The 20986-nt window shown below is 74.3% G+C and carries 16 protein-coding genes and 1 tRNA gene; 9 read left to right on the top strand and 8 right to left on the bottom strand.

All coding sequences use genetic code 11. The annotated features are described in order from the left end of the window. Positions 1-60: 60 nt before the first annotated feature. The 4 genes from ACFO4E_RS25550 to ACFO4E_RS25535 all read right to left on the bottom strand — a co-directional run bounded on the left by ACFO4E_RS25550 (position 61) and on the right by ACFO4E_RS25535 (position 5125). Entirely contained in the window at positions 61-1602 is a 1542-nt protein-coding gene (locus tag ACFO4E_RS25550) for a fatty acyl-CoA synthetase (protein WP_378578985.1), read from the bottom strand. 230 nt (positions 1603-1832) lie between these two features. Continuing rightward, positions 1833-2915, bottom strand: a complete 1083-nt coding sequence (locus ACFO4E_RS25545) for a 2-oxoacid:ferredoxin oxidoreductase subunit beta (RefSeq protein ID WP_378578984.1) — start codon at positions 2913-2915, stop codon at positions 1833-1835. Further along, on the bottom strand, positions 2905-4758 hold the full coding sequence (locus ACFO4E_RS25540) for a 2-oxoacid:acceptor oxidoreductase subunit alpha (RefSeq protein ID WP_378578983.1): 1854 nt from the start codon (positions 4756-4758) through the stop codon (positions 2905-2907). The genes ACFO4E_RS25545 and ACFO4E_RS25540 overlap by 11 nt, the downstream gene beginning before the upstream one ends. Positions 4759-5020: 262 nt before the next feature. After that, positions 5021-5125, bottom strand: a complete 105-nt coding sequence (locus ACFO4E_RS25535; protein WP_378578982.1) for a putative leader peptide — start codon at positions 5123-5125, stop codon at positions 5021-5023. A 212-nt stretch (positions 5126-5337) separates the two neighbouring features. Here ACFO4E_RS25535 and ACFO4E_RS25530 point away from each other — a divergent pair, with 212 nt between their 5' ends. After that, positions 5338-6201, top strand: coding sequence for a M48 family metalloprotease (locus tag ACFO4E_RS25530; protein WP_378578981.1), 864 nt, complete (start codon positions 5338-5340; stop codon positions 6199-6201). Between the two features lie 200 nt (positions 6202-6401). On the opposite strand, the gene ACFO4E_RS25525 is transcribed toward ACFO4E_RS25530, so the two are convergent. Then, complete coding sequence (locus ACFO4E_RS25525) at positions 6402-6899, bottom strand: YajQ family cyclic di-GMP-binding protein (protein WP_378578980.1); 498 nt, start codon at positions 6897-6899, stop codon at positions 6402-6404. Positions 6900-7108: 209 nt separating this feature from the next. Here ACFO4E_RS25525 and ACFO4E_RS25520 point away from each other — a divergent pair. Further along, a tRNA-Tyr gene (locus ACFO4E_RS25520) sits at positions 7109-7190 on the top strand. Positions 7191-7365: 175 nt separating this feature from the next. Here ACFO4E_RS25520 and ACFO4E_RS25515 read toward each other — a convergent pair. Then, positions 7366-7602, bottom strand: coding sequence for a hypothetical protein (locus tag ACFO4E_RS25515; protein ID WP_378578979.1), 237 nt, complete (start codon positions 7600-7602; stop codon positions 7366-7368). A 1153-nt stretch (positions 7603-8755) separates the two neighbouring features. Between ACFO4E_RS25515 and ACFO4E_RS25510 the strand changes: the two genes are divergently transcribed. Genes ACFO4E_RS25510 through ACFO4E_RS25500 form a run of 3 tightly spaced genes read left to right on the top strand, consistent with a single transcriptional unit; the run spans position 8756 to position 9568 of the window. Continuing rightward, positions 8756-8998, top strand: coding sequence for a hypothetical protein (locus tag ACFO4E_RS25510; protein WP_378578978.1), 243 nt, complete (start codon positions 8756-8758; stop codon positions 8996-8998). A 55-nt stretch (positions 8999-9053) separates the two neighbouring features. Further along, positions 9054-9305: a hypothetical protein gene (locus tag ACFO4E_RS25505; protein WP_378578977.1), complete on the top strand. Its 252-nt coding sequence runs from the start codon at positions 9054-9056 to the stop codon at positions 9303-9305. 11 nt (positions 9306-9316) lie between these two features. Then, positions 9317-9568 (top strand): hypothetical protein, encoded by a 252-nt coding sequence (locus tag ACFO4E_RS25500; protein ID WP_378578976.1) that lies wholly within the window; start codon positions 9317-9319, stop codon positions 9566-9568. Between the two features lie 214 nt (positions 9569-9782). On the opposite strand, the gene ACFO4E_RS25495 is transcribed toward ACFO4E_RS25500, so the two are convergent. Both ACFO4E_RS25495 and ACFO4E_RS25490 read right to left on the bottom strand, forming a co-directional pair. Further along, on the bottom strand, positions 9783-10973 hold the full coding sequence (locus ACFO4E_RS25495; RefSeq protein WP_378578974.1) for a lipid-transfer protein: 1191 nt from the start codon (positions 10971-10973) through the stop codon (positions 9783-9785). Further along, complete coding sequence (locus tag ACFO4E_RS25490) at positions 10970-11455, bottom strand: Zn-ribbon domain-containing OB-fold protein (RefSeq protein WP_378578973.1); 486 nt, start codon at positions 11453-11455, stop codon at positions 10970-10972. Before ACFO4E_RS25490 ends, ACFO4E_RS25495 begins: the two co-directional genes overlap by 4 nt. A gap of 342 nt (positions 11456-11797) precedes the next feature. Here ACFO4E_RS25490 and ACFO4E_RS25485 point away from each other — a divergent pair, with 342 nt between their 5' ends. From ACFO4E_RS25485 to ACFO4E_RS25470, 4 genes are all read left to right on the top strand, one after another. Next, the gene (locus ACFO4E_RS25485; protein WP_378578972.1) at positions 11798-12319 is read left to right on the top strand and encodes a hypothetical protein; all 522 of its coding nucleotides are present in this window, start codon (positions 11798-11800) and stop codon (positions 12317-12319) included. Positions 12320-13127: 808 nt separating this feature from the next. Next, positions 13128-13898 carry a DUF2397 family protein gene (locus ACFO4E_RS25480; protein ID WP_378578971.1) on the top strand — a complete coding sequence of 257 codons (771 nt, stop codon included), beginning with the start codon at positions 13128-13130 and terminating at the stop codon, positions 13896-13898. A 78-nt stretch (positions 13899-13976) separates the two neighbouring features. Beyond that, positions 13977-15257, top strand: a complete 1281-nt coding sequence (locus ACFO4E_RS25475) for a TIGR02678 family protein (protein WP_378578970.1) — start codon at positions 13977-13979, stop codon at positions 15255-15257. A gap of 769 nt (positions 15258-16026) precedes the next feature. After that, on the top strand, positions 16027-20892 hold the full coding sequence (locus tag ACFO4E_RS25470; protein ID WP_378578969.1) for an SbcC/MukB-like Walker B domain-containing protein: 4866 nt from the start codon (positions 16027-16029) through the stop codon (positions 20890-20892). Positions 20893-20986 lie beyond the last annotated feature (94 nt).

Below are 20986 nucleotides of genomic sequence, written 5' to 3'. Positions count from 1 at the left end.
TGGGAGCGGGCCGGGCGCGCACGCCCGGCGGGCGCGCCCGGCCCGCCCGCCGCCCGCGGGTCAGGGCCGCGTGAACCGCTCGCGCAGCAGCCGCTTGAGCAGCTTCCCGCTGCCGTTGCGCGGCAGCTCGTCGACGAGCAGCACCCGCTTGGGCACCTTGAAGCCCGCCAGCCGGCCGCGGGCGAACGCGATCAGCTCCTCCTCGGTGGCCTCGCCCTTGAGCACGGCGACGGCGGTCACCGCCTCGCCCCACTTGTCGTCGGGCACCGAGATGACCGCGACCTCGGCCACCGCCGGGTGCAGGTAGAGGGCGTCCTCGACCTCGCGGGACGCCACGAGTACCCCGCCGGTGTTGATGACGTCCTTCACCCGGTCGACGATGGTCAGGTACCCGGCGGAGTCGCGGCGCGCGACGTCGCCGGAGCGGAACCAGCCGTCGCGGAACGCCGCCACCGTCTCCTCGGGCTTGTCCCAGTACCCGTCGCACAGCTGGGGGGAGCGGTACACGATCTCCCCCGGCTCGCCGTCGGCGGCATCGGCGCCGTCCGCGTCGACCAGCCGCGCCTCGACGAAGAGCACCGGCCGGCCGCAGGAGTCCATCCGGCCCTCGACGTGCTCCTCCGGGCGCAGCACCGCGGCCAGCGGGCCGATCTCGCTCTGCCCGAAGCAGTTGTAGAAGCCCAGGCGCGGGTAGCGCCGCCGGATCCGGCTCAGCACCGGAACCGGCATGATCGCGGCCCCGTAGTAGGCCCGCTGCAACCCCGACAGGTCGCGCTCGGCGAAGTCGGGGTGGTTGGTCAGCGCCACCCATACCGTGGGCGCCGCGAAGAACGAGGTGATGCCGTCGCGCTCGATCCGCCGCAGCAGGTCGCCCGGATCGGGGGCCTCGGCGATGTCGTTGACCGCCCCCGCCGCCAGCGCCGGCATCAGGAAGACGTGCATCTGCGCCGAGTGGTACAGCGGCAGCGCGTGCAGGACGTGGTCGGACTCGGTGATGTCCAGCGCGTGCAGGCAGCTCATGTACTCGTGCACGAGAGCGCGGTGGCTCATCATCGCGCCCTTGGGCCGCGACGTGGTGCCCGACGTGTAGAGCAGCTGGACGAGGTCGGTGTCGGCCACGTCGGTGAGGACGTCCTCGGTGGCGTCGGGGTCGCGGGCGACCTCCAGGACCGATTCCGGGGCTCCGCGCAGTGCCAGCACCTCGCGCGCCGGGATGTCGGCGCGCACGTCCTCGACCCGGCCGGCGAGCTTGGGGTCGGTGAGCACCACGATGCTGCCCGACTGGGCGAGCAGGTAGCTCAGCTCCGCCCCGCTCAGGCCGTCGTTCACCGGGACGTGCACGACCCCCGCGCGGGCGCAGCCCAGGAACGCCAGCAGATAGGCGTCGGAGTTCCGTCCGTAGGCGGCGACCCGGTCGCCGCGGGCGAGCCCGAGGCCCAAGAGCCAGGCCGCCACCCGGCTCACCCCCCGGTCGAGTTCCGCGTAGGTCCACGTGCGGTCGGCGAAGCGCAGCGCCACCCGCTCGGGCGTCCTCGCCGCCGTTCTGCGCACCACGCCGTCGACCGTGCTCGATGCCGTCATCGCCCCGCTTCCGGACCCCATGCCGCCTCCCGCCTGACCGGACCGGCCGGAGGCGCCCGGCCGGTCGGGCCACGCCGCGCGTGTGGCGTGTCCCACTCCCAACCTAGAGGCGCGGCCCGCCGCAGGCCAGGAACAGGCCGGGAACCGGGGGCGGGCGAACGGAGCGCGCCCCGGGCACCGGTGCCGTCCGGTGCCCGGGGCGCGCCGCGGGTCGTCGTGCGGTGGCGATCGGAGCGGGCGGGCTACCCCATCTACCCCACCGTCCAGGTGTCGCCCCCGCCGAGCAGCGCGGCGAGGTCGCCGTCGCCCTGCGCGGCGCGGGCCGCCTCGATCTGCTCCCGCATCAGGTCGTCGTAGGCGGGCCGCCGCACGTCGCGGAACACCCCGATCGGGACGTGCGCGAACGCCGGCCGGTCCAGCCTCGACAGCGCGAAGGCGTAGCCGGGCTCGGCCCGGTGGGCGTCGTGCCGGACGATCCGGTCCTCGCCGACCTCGGCGGTGTCGGCGACGCGCAGCTCGCCGTAGTCGTCCATGACCACCCCCCGGTCGGCGCCGAGGCGCAGCGGCTCGCCGTGCTCCATCCGCAGCAGCCGGGTGTCGCGCTCTCCGGCGTCCTTGAGGGGCGCGAACGCGTCGTCGTTGAAGATCGGGCAGTTCTGGTAGATCTCCACGAACGCGGCGCCCTCGTGGTCGGCCGCCGCGCGCAGCACGCCCGTGAGGTGCTTGCGGTCGGAGTCGACGGTGCGCGCCACGAACCCCGCCTCGGCGCCGAGTGCCAGCGACACCGGGTTGAACGGGGAGTCCAGCGACCCCATCGGCGACGACTTGGTGATCTTCCCTGACTCCGAGGTGGGGGAGTACTGGCCCTTGGTCAGCCCGTAGATCCGGTTGTTGAACAGCAGCACGTTGATGTTCACGTTGCGGCGCAGTGCGTGGATCAGGTGGTTGCCGCCGATGGACAGGCCGTCGCCGTCCCCCGTGATCACCCACACCGACAGGTCGGGGCGGCTGGCCGCCAGGCCGGTGGCGATCGCCGGCGCCCGGCCGTGGATCGAGTGCATCCCGTAGGTGCTCAGGTAGTACGGGAACCGCGACGAGCAGCCGATCCCCGACACGATCACGATGTTCTCGCGGGGCACCCCCAGCTCCGGCAGGAAGCTCTGGAACGCCGCGAGGATCGCGTAGTCCCCGCAGCCGGGGCACCAGCGCACGTCCTGGTCGGACTTGAAGTCCTTCATCTTGTAGGCGGTGTCGCCGCGCGGGACGAGCTTGAGCCCCTTGAACCCCTGGCCGGCGGTCCCGTCGCCCGCTCCTGTGCCGTTTTCACTCCGCACGGTCGATGACCTCCTGAATCACGCCCGCCAGCTCTTCGGCCTTGAACGGCAGCCCGCGGACCTTCGTGTAGCCGATGACGTCGACCAGGAACCGGCCGCGCAGCAGCAGGGACAGCTGGCCGAGGTTGATCTCGGGGACGAGCACCCGGTCGTAGGAGCGCAGGACGGCGCCCAGGTTCTCCGGGAAGGGGTTGAGGTGGCGCAGGTGGGCCTGTGCCGCCTCGCCGCCGGCGCGGCGCACCCGGCGCACCGCGGCGGCGATCGACCCGTAGGTGCCGCCCCAGCCCAGGACCAGCACCTTCGCGGTGCCGGTGGGGTCGTCGACCTCCAGCGGGGCGATGTCGCGCGCGATGCCGTCGATCTTGGCCTGGCGCGAGCGGACCATCAGGTCGTGGTTGGCGGGACTGTAGGAGATGTCCCCGGTGCCGTCGGCCTTCTCGATGCCGCCGATCCGGTGTTCGAGCCCCGCTGTCCCGGGCACCGCCCACGGGCGGGCGAGGGTGCCGGGGTCGCGGCGGTAGGGCAGGAAGGCGCCGTCGTCGCCGTTGGGCGCGGTGGCGAACTCGACCGACAGGTCCGGCAGGTCGGCGGTATCGGGGATGCGCCACGGTTCGGAGCCGTTGGCCAGGTAGCCGTCGGACAGCACGATCACCGGGGTGCGGTAGGCGGTGGCGATCCGGGTGGCCTCGATCGCGATGTCGAAGCAGTCGGCGGGCGACCGCGGCGCCAGCACCGGCACGGGGGACTCCCCGTTGCGCCCGAACATGGCGAGCAGCAGGTCGGCCTGCTCGGTCTTGGTGGGCATCCCCGTGCTGGGCCCGGCCCGCTGGACGTCGATCACCAGCAGGGGCAGCTCCGTCATCACCGCCAGGCCCATGGTCTCGCCCTTGAGGACCATGCCCGGCCCCGATGTGGTGGTCACCCCGAGCGAGCCGCCGAACGCGGCGCCCAGCGCGGCGCCCACGCCGGCGATCTCGTCCTCGGCCTGGAAGGTGCGCACCCCGAACCGCTTGTGCTGGGACAGCTCGTGCAGGATGTCGGAGGCCGGCGTGATCGGGTAGGAGCCGAGGAACAAGGGCAGCCCCGAAAGCCGCGACCCGGCCACCAGGCCGTAGGACAGCGCGAGGTTGCCCGTGATGTTGCGGTAGGTCCCGGCGGGCAGCGGGGCCGGCTCGATCTCGTAGGAGACCGCGAAGTCCTCCGTGGTCTCGCCGAAGTTCCAGCCGGCCTGGAAGGCGGCGACGTTGGCGGCGAGGATGGTCGGACGGCCGGCGAACTTCGCCTTGAGGAAGCCGAGCGTGCCCTCGGTCGGGCGGTTGTACATCCACGACAGCAGGCCGAGCGCGAACATGTTCTTGGCGCGCTCGGCGTCCTTCTTGGACACGTCGATGTCCGACAGCGCCTTGACCGTCAGCGACGTCAGCGGCACCGGGCTGAGCTTGAAATTCGACAGCGAGCCGTCGGCCACCGGGTCGGCGGCGTAGCCGACCTTCGCCAGGCTGCGCTTGGTGAACTCGTCGGTGTTGACGATGACGGTCGCACCGGGCGGCAGGTCCTCGACGTTGGCCTTGAGCGCGGCGGGGTTCATGGCGACGAGCACGTCGGGGGCGTCGCCGGGGGTCAGGATGTCGTGGTCGGCGAAGTGCAGCTGGAAACTGGAGACGCCGGGCAGGGTGCCGGCGGGGGCCCGGATCTCGGCCGGGAAGTTGGGCAGGGTCGACAGGTCGTTGCCGAACGACGCCGTCTCCTGGGTGAACCGGTCGCCGGTCAACTGCATGCCGTCGCCGGAGTCGCCTGCGAATCGGATGATGACGCGATCAAGCCGTTTGATCTGTTTGGTCACTGAGATCGCCGACCTCCTCGGTGGGCCGCGAACGCGCGGTGCGGCCCGGTTGCCACGGCCCGCGCCACCACCGTGAGCCGCCGGCGGGCGCCGGGAGGGGCGGGGTGGCGGGACCCGATCTGTTGGAGCGGGGTCCTGGAGAACCGGCCGGGGGCGTACATCGGGCGTGCCCGGGAAGCCGGAGGGGTAGGGGGGCGCCTCGTCCGCCGGGGGCACCGGAGCGGGCCGCGGGGACCCGTGCGGCGGCGGAGCGTGCGTGTGGTCAGGGCCGGGCCCGACACAGCGCGCTGGCGGTGCGGGCGAGGTCCACATGTCGTCGGATCACGAGCAATGCCCCCGGTGTGGTGATCAACGTGATGACAGCCACTCTCGCACTATAGGTCGTCGCGGTCGGCGGCACCGGCGGCGGGTGGGGGATGTGTCACACCGGCGCCGGCGGGGACGGGCCCCGCTGGTCGGTGCGCCGCGCGGTCCCGCCGACCAGCGGGGCCCGTCGGGAACGCAACACCCCGATCCGCGCGTTCGACTGAGTGACCGGCCTGGAGGGGGCCAGGGATGGGAAGGAGGCCGGGAGTCGCCGTGCACCGCAACGCGTTCCGTGCCGCGGCCCTGCTCGCGGGGCTCTCGGGGGTGGCCGTCCTCGCCGGATGGGCCTTCGCCGGGACCAAGGGCCTCCAGTTCGGGCTGGTCGTCGCAGTGGCGATCAACGGCCTGGTGTACTTCTACGGCTCCACCGCCGCGCTGCGCGCGATGCGGGCCCGGCCGATCAGCGAGATCGAGCAGCCGGTGCTCTACCGGATCGTCCGCGAGCTCGCCACCGAGGCCCGCCAGCCCATGCCCAAGGTGTACCTGTCGCCCACGGCCTCGCCCAACGCCTTCGCCACCGGCCATAGCCCCCGTTCGGCGGTCATCTGCTGCACGACCGGCCTGCTGCGCCTCCTCAGCGAGCGCGAACTGCGCGCCGTCATCGCCCACGAACTCGCCCACGTGCGGCGCCGCGACACCCTGGTGTGCTCGGTCGCCGCGACCGTGGCCGCGATCATCGGCTCCCTGACCGCGCTCGCGCTGCTGCTGCCCTTCGGCGACTCCGACGACGATGACGGCCCCGGCCTGCTGAGCGAGCTGCTGTTCCTGGTGCTCGGCCCGATCGCGGCGGCGGTGATCCACCTCGGGGTGAGCCGGGCGCGCGAACACCGGGCCGACGCCGACGCCGCGCGGCTCACCGGCGACCCGATCGGCCTGGCGAGCGCCCTGCGCCGGATCGAGGTCGGCATCCGCATCCATCCGCTGCCCGCCGAACGGCCGCTGCTGGCATCGGCGCACCTGATGATCGCCCACCCGTTCCCCGACCGCGGCATGGGCCGGCTTTTCTCCGCCCATCCCCCCACCGCGGAGCGCATCCGCCGCCTGCGCGCGCAGGCGGCGGAATGGGAGATTCCCTGACCCGCCGACGGCACGGGCTGGCAGGGGCGGCACGGACGCCCGGGGCCGCATGCCGCCCGGCCGCCCGCCTCCCGTATGCGTGACGCGGGGCGCCGAGCGGCGGGGCATCGCCGACGACGACGAAGCGCAGGAGCCCGTGCGGTCGGCACGGCCCCCGGCGCTTCGCCCGCGTCGTCGCCTCAGCGGCGGTTCACGGAGCCTCAGCGGTAGTTGACGAACTGCAGGGCGAGGTCGAGGTCCTTGTCCTTGAGCAGGGTCATGACGGACTGGAGGTCGTCCTTCTTCTTGGAGCTGACCCGCAGCTCCTCGCCCTGGATCTGGGCCTTGACGCCCTTGGGGCCCTCGTCGCGGATGATCTTGGAGATCTTCTTGGCGTCGTCCGAGGCGATCCCCTCCTTGAGGGAGATCGGCAGCCGGTACTCCTTGCCCGAGGGCTTCGGCTCGTCGTCGGTGTCGAGGACCTTGAGCGACACCTTCCGCGCGACCAGCTTCTGCTTGAACACGTCGAGGGCCGCTTTGACGCGCTCCTCGGAGTTGGCGCGGATCTCCACGCCCTGGTCGCCCGACCACGAGATGCCGGCGCCGGTCCCCTTGAAGTCGAAGCGCTGGGACAGCTCCTTTGCCGCCTGGTTCAGCGCGTTGTCGACCTCTTGCCGGTCGAGCTTGGATACGACGTCGAAACTGGATTCAGCGGCCACGTGCGCTCTCAATCTCACAGGACGGGGTGGTCAGGGCAGCCGGCCCGCCGCGGGGCGCGCCGTCTGCGGCAGCACACGAGCTTAGCCGGGCGGTGTCCGGCCCCGCGGACACGGCGCCGTCGAGCGGCCCGCCGTTATCGATTTCGTGTCCGCGCCGGATATCCGCTATCCTCATGCATGCGCCGCGGCCGAGAGGCCGCCGCACTCCAGGCAGGTTGCCCGAGTGGCCAAAGGGAGCGGACTGTAAATCCGCCGGCTCAGCCTACGTAGGTTCGAACCCTACACCTGCCACACGAAGAACGCCCTCTGGTCGGTATGCACACCGCCAGGGGGCGTTCGTGTTCCCCGGGTCGGGGCGGCGAAGCCCGCGGCACCTCCGGGGGCCGGGAAGCGGGCAATCCCCTGTCCCGGTGTCGCACCGGGGCAGGGGATTCACACGAGTGGCGGCACCGCCGGATGTGCGTGGCTAGCGCACCAGCATTCGCCACGAACCGCCGTCCGCCTCGCACTTGAACTCGGTGTAGTCGTGGTAGTCGTGCGTGATGTAGTCGCGCCCGTCCGCGTCGCACTCGGCCTTCGAGTCGTAGCCGCCCCCGGCCACCACCCCGTCGGCGGCGTATGCGGCGCCGGCGGACAGCGGAACGCTGATGGCCGCGGCACCGATGGCGAGACCGACGGAAATGCGCGTACGCCAAGACGTCATGAATCCTCCACTGTTTCTGGGGATTTCGAATTTTCATGGCCGACGGCCGGGCGCGATCCGGGAAGGCGCGACAACGCCCTCAACGCGTGGCCCGCCGGGTGGCCGAGCGGGGTCGCCACCGGACCGGCGCTCATGCGTATGCGCTGCCTCAGCGCCGCCTGTCGACCGCCGCGTCCGCACTGATCCGCGCCCCGTGGCGCCCGGATCGCATTCGCATGTGCGGTTGCCCGCCATTAAAACGGACTCTCCCAGGGTCCCCCCAAATCAAAATGCTGTGAGCCATCACACATCATCGCTGAACTGGATGGCGCTGGGCGAAGAAAAGTTTCACCTATACCCGTGAACCGAATCGTTCGTGTATCGCGTTCGGGGGTGAGGAGAAACGCGAGGAGGTCCGGGCCGGTGCTCGCGATACCGATTCGGGTTCCGCCCGGATCCGGCGCCGTCCGGAGGCGCCGGGGCGGGTCTCGGGGAGGTCTCATCCGCGGGGGATTCCGGCGGAAGATCGACACTGCCGGTGATCGCTGCGTTACGCTCGGAATCTCCCTTCCGGGTCGGACGGGTGCGGCCGGTGCGGCCGTCCCGGAGCCGGTCCCGCCGTGCTCGCGGCGCGCCGTCGCGCCCCGCCGCCACGGCCGCGTCCGTGCTCCGTCTCCGTGTCCGTGTGCCCTTGTGCCGTGCGCGGCGCCTCGGTGTCGTCGTCGCGACCGGGTGACCGCGGGGGCCGCCCGGGTGATTTGAGCCTGCCCGTAACCGGGTGATCCCCGTCCCGAGGGTGTCCGGGGTGGACCGGCCGCGTCGCCGCCCCTTTCCTCCGTCCTGCCGTGCGCATTCCCGCGCGCCCCCGTTGCGTCGTCATTGCGACTCCGAGTGCGGCCTTTTGTGCGGACCTGTCAGGGAAAAAGAGCGGACCCCCGGCAAAAAGGACATCAAAGTACACGCCCAGCAATTCCGAAGGGCGGGTAAATTTACATGCGGCCATTTAGGTGGATCAACGATCAATGATCTCCTAGTAGGTCGAACTGGACATTTGGATTTCTTGCTTTTTGGCGTTGACAAAAATCGCCCCGGCGGTCGATGATTGCCACGTCCACCGCGACCAGGACGCCTGCGGGCGTTTTTTCAGCCTCGTTTAATTGTTCGGGGGAATCACATGAAGAAGCTGACCGCTGCGGGCCTGATCGCCGCTGCCGCGATGGGCGCCGTGCTCATGGCCTCTCCGGCCCAGGCAAGCGGCCACCACGGGGGCGACCAGCAGTTCAACCAGAACCTGCAGCTCGTTCCGATCCAGGTGTGCAACGCCAACATTGGTGTGGCGGCCATCACCATTCCGATCCTGTCCCCGCAGACCACGGGCGACTGCGTGAATGGTCCGATCCACACCAACGTCGACTAGCCGTCGGTCTCGCACGCGAGTCCGTTTTCGGCTTTTCGCCTAGAAAGGAATCCAGATGCTGCGCAAGCTGGGTATCGCAGGTCTCGTTGCCGGCGCCGCCATTGGTGTCGTCATGTCCGGTACGCCCGTCATGGCGAGTGACCACGGTCACCATGGGGGCGACCAGCAGTTCAACCAGAACCTCCAGCTGATCCCGATTCAGCTGTGCAACCCGAACGTTTCGGTGCTGGCGATCACCGTTCCGGTCCTGTCGCCGCAGACCACCGGCGACTGCGTCAACGGCCCGATCAGCACCAACGTCGACTAGGAGAAATGAAGATGCTGCGCAAGCTCGGAGCCGCCGGCCTCATCGCCGGTGCGGCACTCAGCGCCGTCGTTCTCGCCGCCCCTGCTCACGCGAGCGGCGGCCACCACGACGGTGACCAGCAGTACAACCAGAACCTGCAGGCCATCCCGGTCTCGGTGTGCAACGCGAACGTCGGCGTGCTGGCGATCACCGTTCCGGTCCTGTCGCCGCAGACCACCGGCGACTGCGTGAACGGCCCGATTTCCACCAACCTCGACGACTAGTCGGTGAACCCCGGCGGAGGCACCGCCTCCCGGTGACGACCGGACGGCGACGTCCCGCTGGGGTGCGGAAGGTGTAGAACCGGTCGGGTGTGACCGGTGGTCGCCCCGGAGGCGTCAGGCCACCCCGACCGACCCAGGGGTTCGGATCCCCCGGTTCCGTGCAGCGCACGGGGCCGGGGGATTCCCTTTGTGAGCGGAGTGCCCGGGGGCGGCGTCAGCCGCGCACGACCACCGCCGAACCGTGGCCGAAGAGCCCCTGGTTGACCGCGATCCCGACCCTGGCCCCCTCGATCTGCCGCGGCCCGGCCCGACCGCCCACCTGCCGTGCCAATTCGCAGACCTGGGCGATGGCCTGGGCGGGCACCGCCTCGCCGAAGCTCGCCAGCCCTCCGCTCGGGTTCACGGGGATCCGGCCGCCGATGGCGGTCGCCCCGTCGTGCAGCAGCGCCTCGGCTCCGCCCGGCGGGCACAGCCCGATGTCCTCGTACCAGTCCAGTTCCATCGCCGTGGACAGGTCGTAGACCTCCGCGAGGTCGAGGTCCCCCGGCCCCACCCCGGCCTCCTCGTAGGCGGCCCGGGCCACGGCGGCGCGGAACGGCACGTCAGGGGGTTCGGCCGCGATGCGGGAGTCGGTGGCGAAGTCCGGCATCGCGAGGTCGGGCTCGGGGAAGCGCGGGGAGACCGTCGCGACGGCGGCCAGGCCCACCCCCTCGCGGCCGAGGCGGCGGGCGCGGTCGCGCCCGGTGAGGACGACGGCCGCCGCGCCGTCGCTCGTGGCGCAGATGTCGAGCAGGCGCAAGGGGTCGGCCACAACGGGCGACGCCAGCACCTGCTCCGCGGTGACCTCGGCCCGATAGCGGGCGTGCGGGTTGGCCGCGCCGTGCCGGCTGTTCTTCACCTTCACCGCGGCGAAGTCCGCCGCTTTGGCGCCGCGCACCGCCATGCGCCGGCGGGCGGCCAGCGCGAAGTAGACGGGGTTGGTCGCGCCCAGGACCCGGAACCGCAGCCAGTCGGGGTCGCCGGGGCGCTCGCCCCCGACGGGCGCGAAGAACCCCTTCGGCGCGGAGTCGGCGCCCACGACGAGCGCGATGTCGCACAGGCCGGCCAGGATCTGCGCCCGGGCCGCCCCGATCGCGTGTGCCCCGCTCGCGCAGGCGGCGTAGGAGGTGGTGACCCGCTCGCCGGACCAGCCCAGGGCCCGGGCTATGGCGGCGCCCGCGACGAACCCGGGGTAGCCGTTGCGGATGGTCCCGGCGCCGGCCAGGAAGCCGATGTCGGTGCGGTCGACCCCGGCGTCGGCGAGGGCGGCCCGCGCGGCCGCCACGCCGTATTCGGTGAAGTCGCGCCCCCATTTGCCCCAGGGGTGCATCCCGGTGCCGATGATGACGACCCCGTCTTCGCTCATTCCGCGCTCCCGGTGGGACCGGGGACGGGGCGCCAGTTCCAGACGGTGTGGACCGCGGGAGCGGGCGGGCCGGCGGGATCCGCTGAAGGCGCGGGGGCCGCGGGAAGGGTGCCCTCCACGAGTTCCATCTCGCATCCCACGCTGAGGTCCGCGGTGGTCGTCCCGGGGGCGACCCGGCCCAGCACGACGATGCGCTCGGCGGCCAGTTCCACGGCGGCGAGGGTGAAGGGGACGAAGGGGCCGGGGGAGACGAACGGCGGGGGCGGCGGATAGCGGCAGTCGGTGTAGGACCAGACCCGGCCCCGGCGCGACAGCGGGATCTCGGGGAGTTCGCCGCCCGCGCACCGCGGATTTCGGCAGAAGCGGGGCTCGGGCGGGAAGTGCACGGTCGCGCAGGCGGTGCAGCGGGTGCCGATGAGATGGGGTCCGCCGGGCCCGGAGGCGAACCAGCCGTCCACGGCCGGCAGGCGAGTGGCGCTCATCCCCCATATATAACAGCCAAGCGCTTGTTTGGTCGATGGCGGCTCGCCCCACACCTCGCCCCGCCGCATCGGCCGCGCGGCCGTGCGCTTCCCGCCCGAGCCCCGCCCGGCGGCAGGGCGCCGGGCGGGGCTCCCTGTCAGGCCCCCGGGCGACCGTCCAGGGGCGGCGAAGGTGCGTCCGAGGCCCCGGATGCGCCGCGCCCTGTCCCGATTGGCTTGGTGGGCTCCCCGCTCCAGGGCCGGGCGCGGCGCGTTCGGCGCCGGTCGCGCACCGTGCGTAGGCTGGCGCACACAGTGACACCGGGCGCCGCCGGCCGGGCCGGTGGGGATCTTGGAGGACGCATGAGAACGACGTCCGCTGCCGTGATAGCACTCCTGAGCCCCCTCGTACTCGTGGCAGGGTGCGCGGGCGCCGAGGGCGGACCGCCCGCCGGCGGCACGTCGCGCCCGTCACCCCCCGAACAGGAGGACGGGGAGACCGCGTCGGCCCCACCCGAGGAGTCCCCGTCGTCGGGCAGCGAGGTCTTCGTCTACAACACCTACGGCGACGAGGCCGGCGGCCCCACCCGGGAACCGGCGGGCCTCACCGCGTCGGAGTTCACCAGCTTCACCGGACTGACGTGGCGGTCGTGGAGCGCCGACTCCGCCGAGGCCCGGGGCCGGCTCACGGGCTCCTGGTGCCTGCCCGACTGCCAGGACCGGCCCTACGAGGTCGTCGTGGAGCTGAAGGACCCGCAGGACGTCGAGGGCACGGAGTACTTCACCACCTACGAGGTCACCGACAGCGGGGACCTCCCGGACGACATGCGGGAGCGTATGACGGAGGCCGACCAGGGCCGCCTGATGCTGCCCACCTCCCAGTGACCCGGGACCGCGGGCCACCACGGCCGCGCCGCCGAGGGCGGGCAGCCGGAGCACGCCGATCACGTCGTGGGCCGTGCCGGTCACTCCGCCGGGACAAGGGACCACGCGCCCCCTCGGCGCGCGCTTGCGGCGGCGCGTGCTCGCGCGCGGAGCCTCGTGTTCGGGGCCACCGGACTTCCCCGTAGGGCCGCACGCGCCGCCACCGCGTGCCGGTCGGGCCGGTGGGGACGCGTACCGCGTCGGACGGCGCTTCGCGGCCGGTCGTGCGCCGGAGGCCGACGACGGCGGCGCGGGTGCCGTGCGCGCGGCCGTCCGGTCCCGGGAACCGGGCCGACGTCCCCGGCGGCGTGGGTGTGCCGGTCCGCGATTGATTCCACTGCCTCCGCCGGATCCCGCGGGCGCCCGGACGCGTCCGTTCCGGTCGGTTCCCGCGGCCAGGGCGCCCGCGTCGTCCCCACGCTCGATCCCGTGCCGCCGGGGGAGCTCCGGCGTGCCGCTGGGCGGCGGGATCTCGCGTCCTAACCGGTGCGTCCCCGCAGGGCGCCGTGCCCGGCGGAGTGAACTGCGCGGGTGGCTGTCGCGGTGCGCGGCCGCCAATGGGCCGTTGGGGCCGGTGCCCGGGGGGGTGCCGGGCGCGGGCTCTGAACGCGGTCCGGGAGCGGAGTCGGCCATCTCACCGATACGGGCCGCCAAGAAATACGGTCGATCGTCCAATCGCAGGTCAAGCGTTACTTCTACGGCGCGGTGCGGCCTCGGAGAACCGGGTTTTGGGCGCGGCAGCGGCCCGGGGTCTTTAGTCTGCTGAGTTGTGGGTGACTCAGCGAACCAGGTGCCGCCGCCCCTCGCCGACGCGACAGCGCGAGGGCGGTCGGCCGTGCACGGCCAGCGGCCCGCCCCCGCCGCGGGGACCGGCCGCGAACCGCAGTCCGACACCGAGGGCCCGGTGCCCCGGCACGGCCGCGCCGCGCTGCTGCGCCTGGCCGGATGGTTCGAGGCGGCGGACGACGCCACCGCCCACGCGATCTTCACCGCCGCGTTCGGCATGCACGCCGCCACCCACCTCGGGGGCGCCGGCGAGGAGGAGTCCGTCGCGGCCACCACGAGCTGGTGGGACGCGCCCTTGGCGCACACCGCCGCCGCCCGGCTGAGCAGCGCGCTGCCCGCCGCCCCGGTGCGCTTCCACGGCGACCAGCGGGCGCGGCTGCGCGACGCCGCCGAGTCCTCCGCCCACTGGCGCCGCTCGGCCGCCCAGGAGGCCCGCCGCGTCCTCGCCGAGCCAACGGGGGCCGATTCCCGGCTGCACCTGTCCAGCGCCGCGCTGGACGTCCTCATGGAGCTGCTGACCGCCGCGCTGGGCTCCGGCGACGCCACGCGCTCACCGGTGTCGGCGGGCGACCTCGAACTCGGCATCCGGCTGCACGTGCGGCACGTCCCCGAGGCCACCATCAGCATGCGCGCGAGCGGCGGCGACCTCACCCTGGAAGGGCTGTGCCTGTGGGTCACCGCGTTCGCGCCGGTCGGCGAGGGCACCGCCGGGCGCGAGCCCGGGTCCGGCGCCCGCCTGGTGCGCCACGCGTGAGCCCCCGGCGGACGGAACGGCGGACCGGGACCGGCGTGCGGCCGGCGACAGCCCACCGAGCAGGAGACGAGGTCACCATTGACGTCGAATGAGGACATCGCGCTCATCGGCGAGCGCCAGGCGGCGGCCCGGCGGCTGCTCGCCGACCCCCTGATCACCGCCCGCACCCACCCCGACGACTTCGCGGTCGTCCGGTCCCACTCCGACTGGCTGATCCAGCGCTTCCGCCGGGTCCTCGGCTACGACCTGACCGTCGCCGCCGACCACGCCCGCCTGGCGAAGACGGGGCTGGTCGGGCCGGTCGCGCGGCCGCTCACCCGGCACAGCGGCGCCCAGTTCTCCCCGCGCACCTACGGCCACCTCGCACTGTGCCTGGCCGCGCTGGTCGAGGCGCCGCGGTCGGTCACCGTGTCGCGCCTGGCGGCCGACGTCCACGCCGCCGCGGTGGAGGCCGGGCTCGACTTCGACCCCCGTGACCGCATGGGGGAGCGGCGTGCCTTCATCGCCGCGCTGGGCCACCTGGCCTCCTGGGGGGCCGTGACACCGTCGGAGGGCGCGCTGCGCGACCACGCCGCCGACTCCGGCGCCGATGTCCGCCTGACGGTCCACTCCGAGGTCGTGCGGCGCGTGGTCGCCCACCCGCCCCACTCCACCGCCGACGCCGCCGATTTCGTGCGCGGCATGGAGGCCGACGACCCCGCGGGCGACCTCGCCGGGGAGGTCGCCCTGCGCCGCATGCTCGCCGAGACGGCCGTCGTCTACCGCGACGACCTCACCCCGCGCCAGCGCGACCGGCTGGCCCACCACCAGTGGCGCGCGGTCGCCGAGCTCGCCGAGCTGCTGGGCTGCGACGCCGAGATCCGCGCGGAGGGCATCGCCCTGATCATGCCGGACGAGGCCGACGCCGAGCGCGCCGTGGCCTTCCCCAGCGGGGACCCCGCGGGACAGGCGGCGCTGCTCTTGGTGGAGCGGCTGATCGCGCTGCTGCGGCCCGGCACCGTCCCCGCCGCGGGGGTCCCCGTTCCGGCCGGGGTGCTGGCCGGGGAACTGCGCGCGGTCATCGACGACGGGGCGCAGCGCCGCTGGGGCCGCGCGGCCGTGAGCCATGTGCCCGACCCCGACGACATCGCCGCCCGCGCCCTGCGGCTGCTGCGCGACACCGGGCTGATGCGCGGGCCCGGTACCCAGGGCGGCGACCACGAGGGGTGGACGCTGCTCGCCGCCGCCGCCAGGTACGGCGGCCGCCCCTTCCACGGCGCCGCGAACGGTGCCGACGCGCCGACCGCCGATGCCGGCGCCGCCGGCTCGGCCGGCGGGTCCGGAGCGGCGGTCGATGCCGCGTCCGGGGGCCGGGAGTGACCGTACACCCCCCGTCCGCGCCCGGCTGTCGGGCCCGACGCCCCGAGCCGTTCCCCCAGCGCCACGGGCACACCGCGGCGACCCGCATGGGAATGGGAAGAGGAGCGGGTCGCACCGGATGGCCCGGGCGGACGCGTGTCCAGCGGGGCCGTCCGCTCGGGCGGTCCGTCGTTCCGGGGGCCGGCCGTGCCGGGTCGCGCGGGAGTGGCGCCGAGCCCCTGCCGGCCGGTCAGGGGGCTCGTCCGGTCCGCTGTTCCGCGTCTCCGCGGCGGAGCATGCGCGCGGCGGCGCCCCGTGCCGGGAACGGGACGGGGCGAACCGGACACCCGAGGTGTGCGCGTGTTCACAGGGCGCTCTCGCCGCCGTGGTCCGTTGTTCTCGGCGCCGGACGTGCGGGACGCCGCCGCAACGGTGCCGCGACCCCGCCGGCCGGGCCGGGATCCCATCCGTTCCGTTGTTCCGGGTTTCTCCGGGGGTGGGCGAGTACTGCGGCGGCCCGCATCGGGTACGGAACGGGTCGAACCGGATGGCCCGGGTGGGCGTGTGTTCAGCGGGCCTTCCCTCCCCCGTGGTCCGTTGTCGCAGGGCGCGGCGGTGCGGGATGCCGCCGCGGCGGCACCGGCGCCGCGCCGGCCGGCCCGCATGTCCGTGTCCCCCGGCCGCCGGCGCGACCCCGGGCACTCTCGCCATCCGGGACAATGACAGAACCGCCGCGGCAGGTGACCACCCGGAGCGGCGGCAGAGCACGGCACGGAGCGGAGGGCGGTCGATGACCGACGCGAGCGCGAGCGAGCGAACGGCGGACTCGACGCCCCCCGGCGCGAACGACCCCGGGGCGGCGAGCGCCGCACAGGCCGGCGCGGCGAACAGCGCGCAGGCCGGTACCGGAGGCTGGGTGGCGACCCCGCCCTCGGGCGCACGGGGGGCCGACCTGTTGGACGATTCCGGATCCGCGTCCGTCGACGGCGCGCGGTCCGCGGCACGGCGTCCGGCCCGGGCCGCCGACCTGCTCGACGGCCCGCGGCTCGGCGGATCACCCGCCCCCGCCACGGCTCCCTCCGGCACACCCCCCGCTCCCGCTGAGGAGGCCGGCGCGGGCGCGCCCGCCGCGGCGGAGCACGTCGGCACACCCGGCGGCAGTGCCACAGGCGCCGAACCCGGCGGCGAGGACGCCGGCGCCGCCGCGCCGGAGGGCGGCGACACCGCCGTCGGCCTGCGCACCCGCTACCGGCTCACCCGGGCCGGGATCCAGAACGTCTGGCAGTACGACGACCACGTCTTCCACTTCGCCGACGGCCGCCTGCTGCTGCGCGGGCGCAACGGCGCCGGCAAGTCCAAGGCGCTGGAGATGCTGCTGCCGTTCCTCCTCGACGGCGACGCCCGCCGGCTCGACACCACCGGCACCAGCCGCACCAGCCTGCGCTGGCTCCTGCTCGACGGCCGCACCCCCGCCCCCGGCGACGACACCGGTGAGGACACCGACCCCGGCGACGCCGCCGGGCGGAGCGGCGACGGCGCGGACGACGCCGAACCCGCCACCGCGATCCTCGGCTACCTGTGGGTGGAGTTCACCCGCGGCGGCGCCGACGACGACACCCCCGCCGGCGCCGCCTCCGACGACGGCGCACGGCCCGCCCGGATCACCCTCGGCGCCGCGATCACCGCCTCGCCGGGCACCGACGCCCGCAGCGTGTTCTTCGTCACCGGCCGGGCGATCGGCACCGACCTGCACCTCGTCGCCGACGACCGCCCCATGCCCATCGACCGGCTGCGCACCGAGGTCGGCCCGGAGAACTGCTACGACGCCGCGGTCTCCTACCGCGCCCGCGTCATGCGCGAGCTGTTCGGCATCGACGACCCCGTGCGCTACCGCAACCTCATCCACCTCCTCTACCGGCTGCGCCGCCCCACCATCGGCGAGCGCCTGGAGGCGGGCGAGCTGGTGTCGGTCCTCGCCGAGGCGCTGCCGCCCATGGACGACGCCGTCCTCGACGAAATGGCCCGCAACATCTCCGACCTGGAGGAGGCGCGCGCCCGGCTCGGCTCGCTGACCTCCGCCAAGGAGCAGGTCGCGTCGTTCCTCACCGACTACCGCGGCTACCTGCACGGCAGGCTGCGCACCCAGGCGCGCGTCGTCCGCGACCAGATCGACGCCCACCGGGACCGCGACACCGAGGTCGCCCGGCTGCGCGAGGAGCTCGACCGGCTCGTGGGCGTCGAGAGCGGCGTGCAGGAGGAGCGCGACCGCCTGCGCCGCACCCGCGACACCGCCGCCTCCGACGCCGACACGCTCACCGCCGGCGAGTCCGCCCCCGCCCCCACCGAGTACGAGCACCAGGCCCGCCACGCCGCCGTCGCCGCCTACATCCGCGCCGCCGAGGCCACCTGGGCCGCCGCCGACTACGCCATCGCGGCCGAGGAGCAGGCGAAGGACGGGCTCACGGGCGACATCGCCGCCATCGAACGCTCCCTGACCGAGCTGCGCCGTCTCAACGGCCGGCTGGCCGAGTCCGCCCGTGCGGGCGGCGTCGCGACCGCGGCGCAGGCCCAGGTCCCGCACCCCGTTCCCACCACCCTCGCCCCCCGCGAGAGCGTCACCCACGTCGACCTCCAGGGACTGGAGCAGGCCGTCGAGCGCGACCCCGTCGCAGGGGTCGACGTGGTGGAGCTGCGCGCCCGCCTCGCCGAACTGCACGACCTGCTCGGCCGCTCCGACGCCGAGGCCGCCGAACGCGCCGCGGTGGCCGCGGAGCTGCGCGAGCGCGCGGTGGCGCGCGCGGCGGCCGAGCGCCGCGAGGCGTCCCTCGACAGCGAGGCCGAGGCCGCCGACGCCGCGCTCGAACGCGCGAAGGAGCGCGAGCGCGCCGCGATCGACACCGTCCGCACCGCCAGCGCCGACTACGCCGCCGCGGTCCGCGACTGGAGCGCCCGGCTGCGCACCGCGGCCGCCGACCACGACATCACCGACTCCCTCGCCGCGCTCGACGACGGCGTCGAACTCCCGCTGACCGACGAACTCCGCGTCCTCGACCTGGACGTGCCCGCCGGCATCGCCGAACGGGCCCACGGCGTCGTGGACCCCCTTCTGCACGAACTGCGGACCCGGCGCGACACCGCGGTGGGGGAGGAGCGCGAACTCGCCGCCGAACTCGGCGAGCTCGCCGAGCGCAAGGCCGCCGGCCCCGCGGGCGCCCCCGCGCCGCCCGCATGGGCCGCCACCGAGCGCGACGACTCCGCCGGCACCCCCTTCTACCGGGCCGTGGACTTCGCCGACGGCCTCGGCGCGGTCGAGCGCGCCGGGCTCGAAGCCGCGCTGGAGGCCGCCGGGCTGCTGTCCGGCTGGATCACCTCCGACGGCGCGCTCGCCGACGCCGCGACACGCGACCTCCTGCTCACCCCGGGCCGCCCCGCGAGGGGCCGCAGCCTGCTCGAGGTGCTCACCCCCGTCGACCGCTCCGAGTCCGGCATCTCCACCAGCACCGTCACCGCTCTGCTCGGCTCCATCGCCCTGCTGCCCGCCCCCGGCGAGGAGGAGCCCGAGCCGCGCCACCGGCGCGACAGCGTCCCGCCCCCCTCCAGCGGGGCGTCCCTGGACGGGCGCTGGCGCATGGGCGCCGCGTCCGGAGCCCACCGCAAGGCCGCCGCCGAATACATCGGCGCCGACGCGCGCACCGCGGCCGCCGACCGCACCCTCGCCAACCTCGACCGCCGCATCGCCATCGCCGAGGCTCTGCTCGCCGAGGCCGAGGAGCGCCGCGCCGACACCGAGCGCCGGCTCGACGAACTCGTCGCCGTCGTCCGCGCCATCCCCGACCCCACCGCCCTGACCCGCGCCTGGGCCGCACTCGACAACGCCCGCTCGTGGCTGACCGAGTCCGTGCGCGAGCACGCCGCCGCCCGCGACGCCGCCGCCTCGGCCCGCGCCACGGTCCTCGAGCTGCGCGCCGGGCTGGCCGAACCCGCCGTCCGCCACGACCTGCCCACCGGCCCCGACGACCTCGCCGCCGTCCTCGGCGCGCTGGAGCGGCTGCGTGTGGAGTTCGCCGCCGCCTACCGCGACCTGGAGGCCCTGGCGGTGCTCCTGGAGCGCTACCAGCGGCGCGTGGCGGTGTGGGAGCAGGCCCGGGCCGGACGGGTCCTGGCCGAGGACGTGCGCGGCGCCGCCATCGACGACATGATCACGGTGCGCCGCGAGATCGAACTGACCGACCGCGCCCGTGCCGCCGCCCCCGACCAGATCGCGACCGCCGTGAGCGAGGTCCGCGGCCGCATGGAGCAGGCGGCCGGGCGGCTGCCCGAGGTCGAGCGGGCCGCCCAGCAGGCCCGCGACGACCGCGTCGCCGCCGAGACCCGGCTCGACACCGCCGTCTTCGAACGCGCCGAGCAGGCCGGCCGCGCCCTGGCCGCCGGCGACGCGCTGCGCGCCATGCTGGCCGCGGACGGCGGCGGCCGCCCCGACCCCGCCCTGCTCGCCGCCGCCGGCCTCACCGGCATCGGCGACCCCGGCGCGGCCCCGGAAGCGCCCGCCGACGCCGCCGACGCCGCTGACCAGGGCGACCCCGGTGATCCGGGCGACGACCGCTCGCTCGCCGAGCGGGTCGACGAACTCGACGCCCTGCTCCGCGCCGTCGAGGACGGCCTCGACCCCGACCCCGGGCCCGGTACCGAACTCGACGACAGCGGCATCCTGCGCCGCCGCGAGGAGCTGCACCGGATGCTCTCGGCGGGCGACGCCGCCGGGGCCTGGACCGAGCTCACCGAGCCCGCGGGGGTCAAACGCCTGACCGTCCACGACGACGACGGCGCCCACGACATCACCGCCTACGCCGAGCGCCTGGACCAGGCCATCGCCGGTGCCGAGGAGGCCGCGCTCCAGCGCGAGGAGGAGGCGTTCGAGCGCCACCTCCTGGGCGAGCTCGCCGGGCACCTCTCGCACCAGATCGACGAGGCCAAGGCGCTCATCTCCACGATGAACGACGTGCTCGGCGACGTCACCACCTCCCAGGGCCTGGGGGTCCGGCTCGACTGGCGGCTGGCCCCCGACGCCGACGAGGACATCCGCGCCGTCGTCCCCCTCCTCGCCCGGCCGGCCGCCAAGCGGACCCGGGTCGAGACCACCCGCCTGCGCGACGCGCTGCGGCGCTGCATCGAGGCCATCCGCCGGCTCGACCCCGAGGCCACCGGCGGCGCCCAGCTCCGCGCCGCCCTGGACTACCGCTCCTGGTTCGCGTTCACCGTCTATGTGACCGACGCCGCCCACCCCGGTCGCGAGCGCCGGCTCGGCCACCGCACCGCCCTCAGCCAGGGCGAGCAGCGCGTGGTCGCCTACCTGGTGCTGTTCGCCGCGGCGGCGGCCCAGTTCGGGTCCCTGGCCGCCCACGCGCCCGACGCACCGCGGCTCATCCTGCTCGACGACGCGTTCGCCAAGGTCGACGAGCCCACCCACGGCCGGCTCCTGGGCCTGCTCGTCGAACTCGACCTGGACTTCGTGCTGACCTCCGAACGCGTCTGGGGCTGCTTCACCAGCGTCCCGAGCCTGCACATCTACGAGTGCCTGCGCGACCCCGCCGTTCCGGGCATCGCCACCCTGCACTTCACCTGGGACGGCAACAGACGGCGGCTCGTCGGGGTATGAGCACCGCCGGGGGCGCGCACCCCGGCGGGGCCTGAGGGCGGCGGTCCGGGACACGGGCCTACTGCTTTCCACCGGCCTGTCCTAATCTGAAGCG

This window comes from Nocardiopsis mangrovi, assembly GCF_042653925.1.
Classification (GTDB): domain Bacteria; phylum Actinomycetota; class Actinomycetes; order Streptosporangiales; family Streptosporangiaceae; genus Nocardiopsis_B; species Nocardiopsis_B mangrovi.
The sequence above is the reverse complement of the archived record's forward strand: the minus strand, read 5'-3'. Positions and strand labels throughout refer to the sequence as shown.

Coding starts and splice junctions, on each gene's coding strand:
- ACFO4E_RS25515 (WP_378578979.1), bottom strand. CDS start 7,602: ATGACGTCTTGGCGTACGCGCATTTCCGTCGGTCTCGCCATCGGTGCC.
- ACFO4E_RS25500 (WP_378578976.1), top strand. CDS start 9,317: ATGCTGCGCAAGCTCGGAGCCGCCGGCCTCATCGCCGGTGCGGCACTC.
- ACFO4E_RS25550 (WP_378578985.1), bottom strand. CDS start 1,602: ATGGGGTCCGGAAGCGGGGCGATGACGGCATCGAGCACGGTCGACGGC.
- ACFO4E_RS25470 (WP_378578969.1), top strand. CDS start 16,027: ATGACCGACGCGAGCGCGAGCGAGCGAACGGCGGACTCGACGCCCCCC.
- ACFO4E_RS25505 (WP_378578977.1), top strand. CDS start 9,054: ATGCTGCGCAAGCTGGGTATCGCAGGTCTCGTTGCCGGCGCCGCCATT.
- ACFO4E_RS25485 (WP_378578972.1), top strand. CDS start 11,798: ATGAGAACGACGTCCGCTGCCGTGATAGCACTCCTGAGCCCCCTCGTA.
- ACFO4E_RS25490 (WP_378578973.1), bottom strand. CDS start 11,455: ATGAGCGCCACTCGCCTGCCGGCCGTGGACGGCTGGTTCGCCTCCGGG.
- ACFO4E_RS25495 (WP_378578974.1), bottom strand. CDS start 10,973: ATGAGCGAAGACGGGGTCGTCATCATCGGCACCGGGATGCACCCCTGG.
- ACFO4E_RS25510 (WP_378578978.1), top strand. CDS start 8,756: ATGAAGAAGCTGACCGCTGCGGGCCTGATCGCCGCTGCCGCGATGGGC.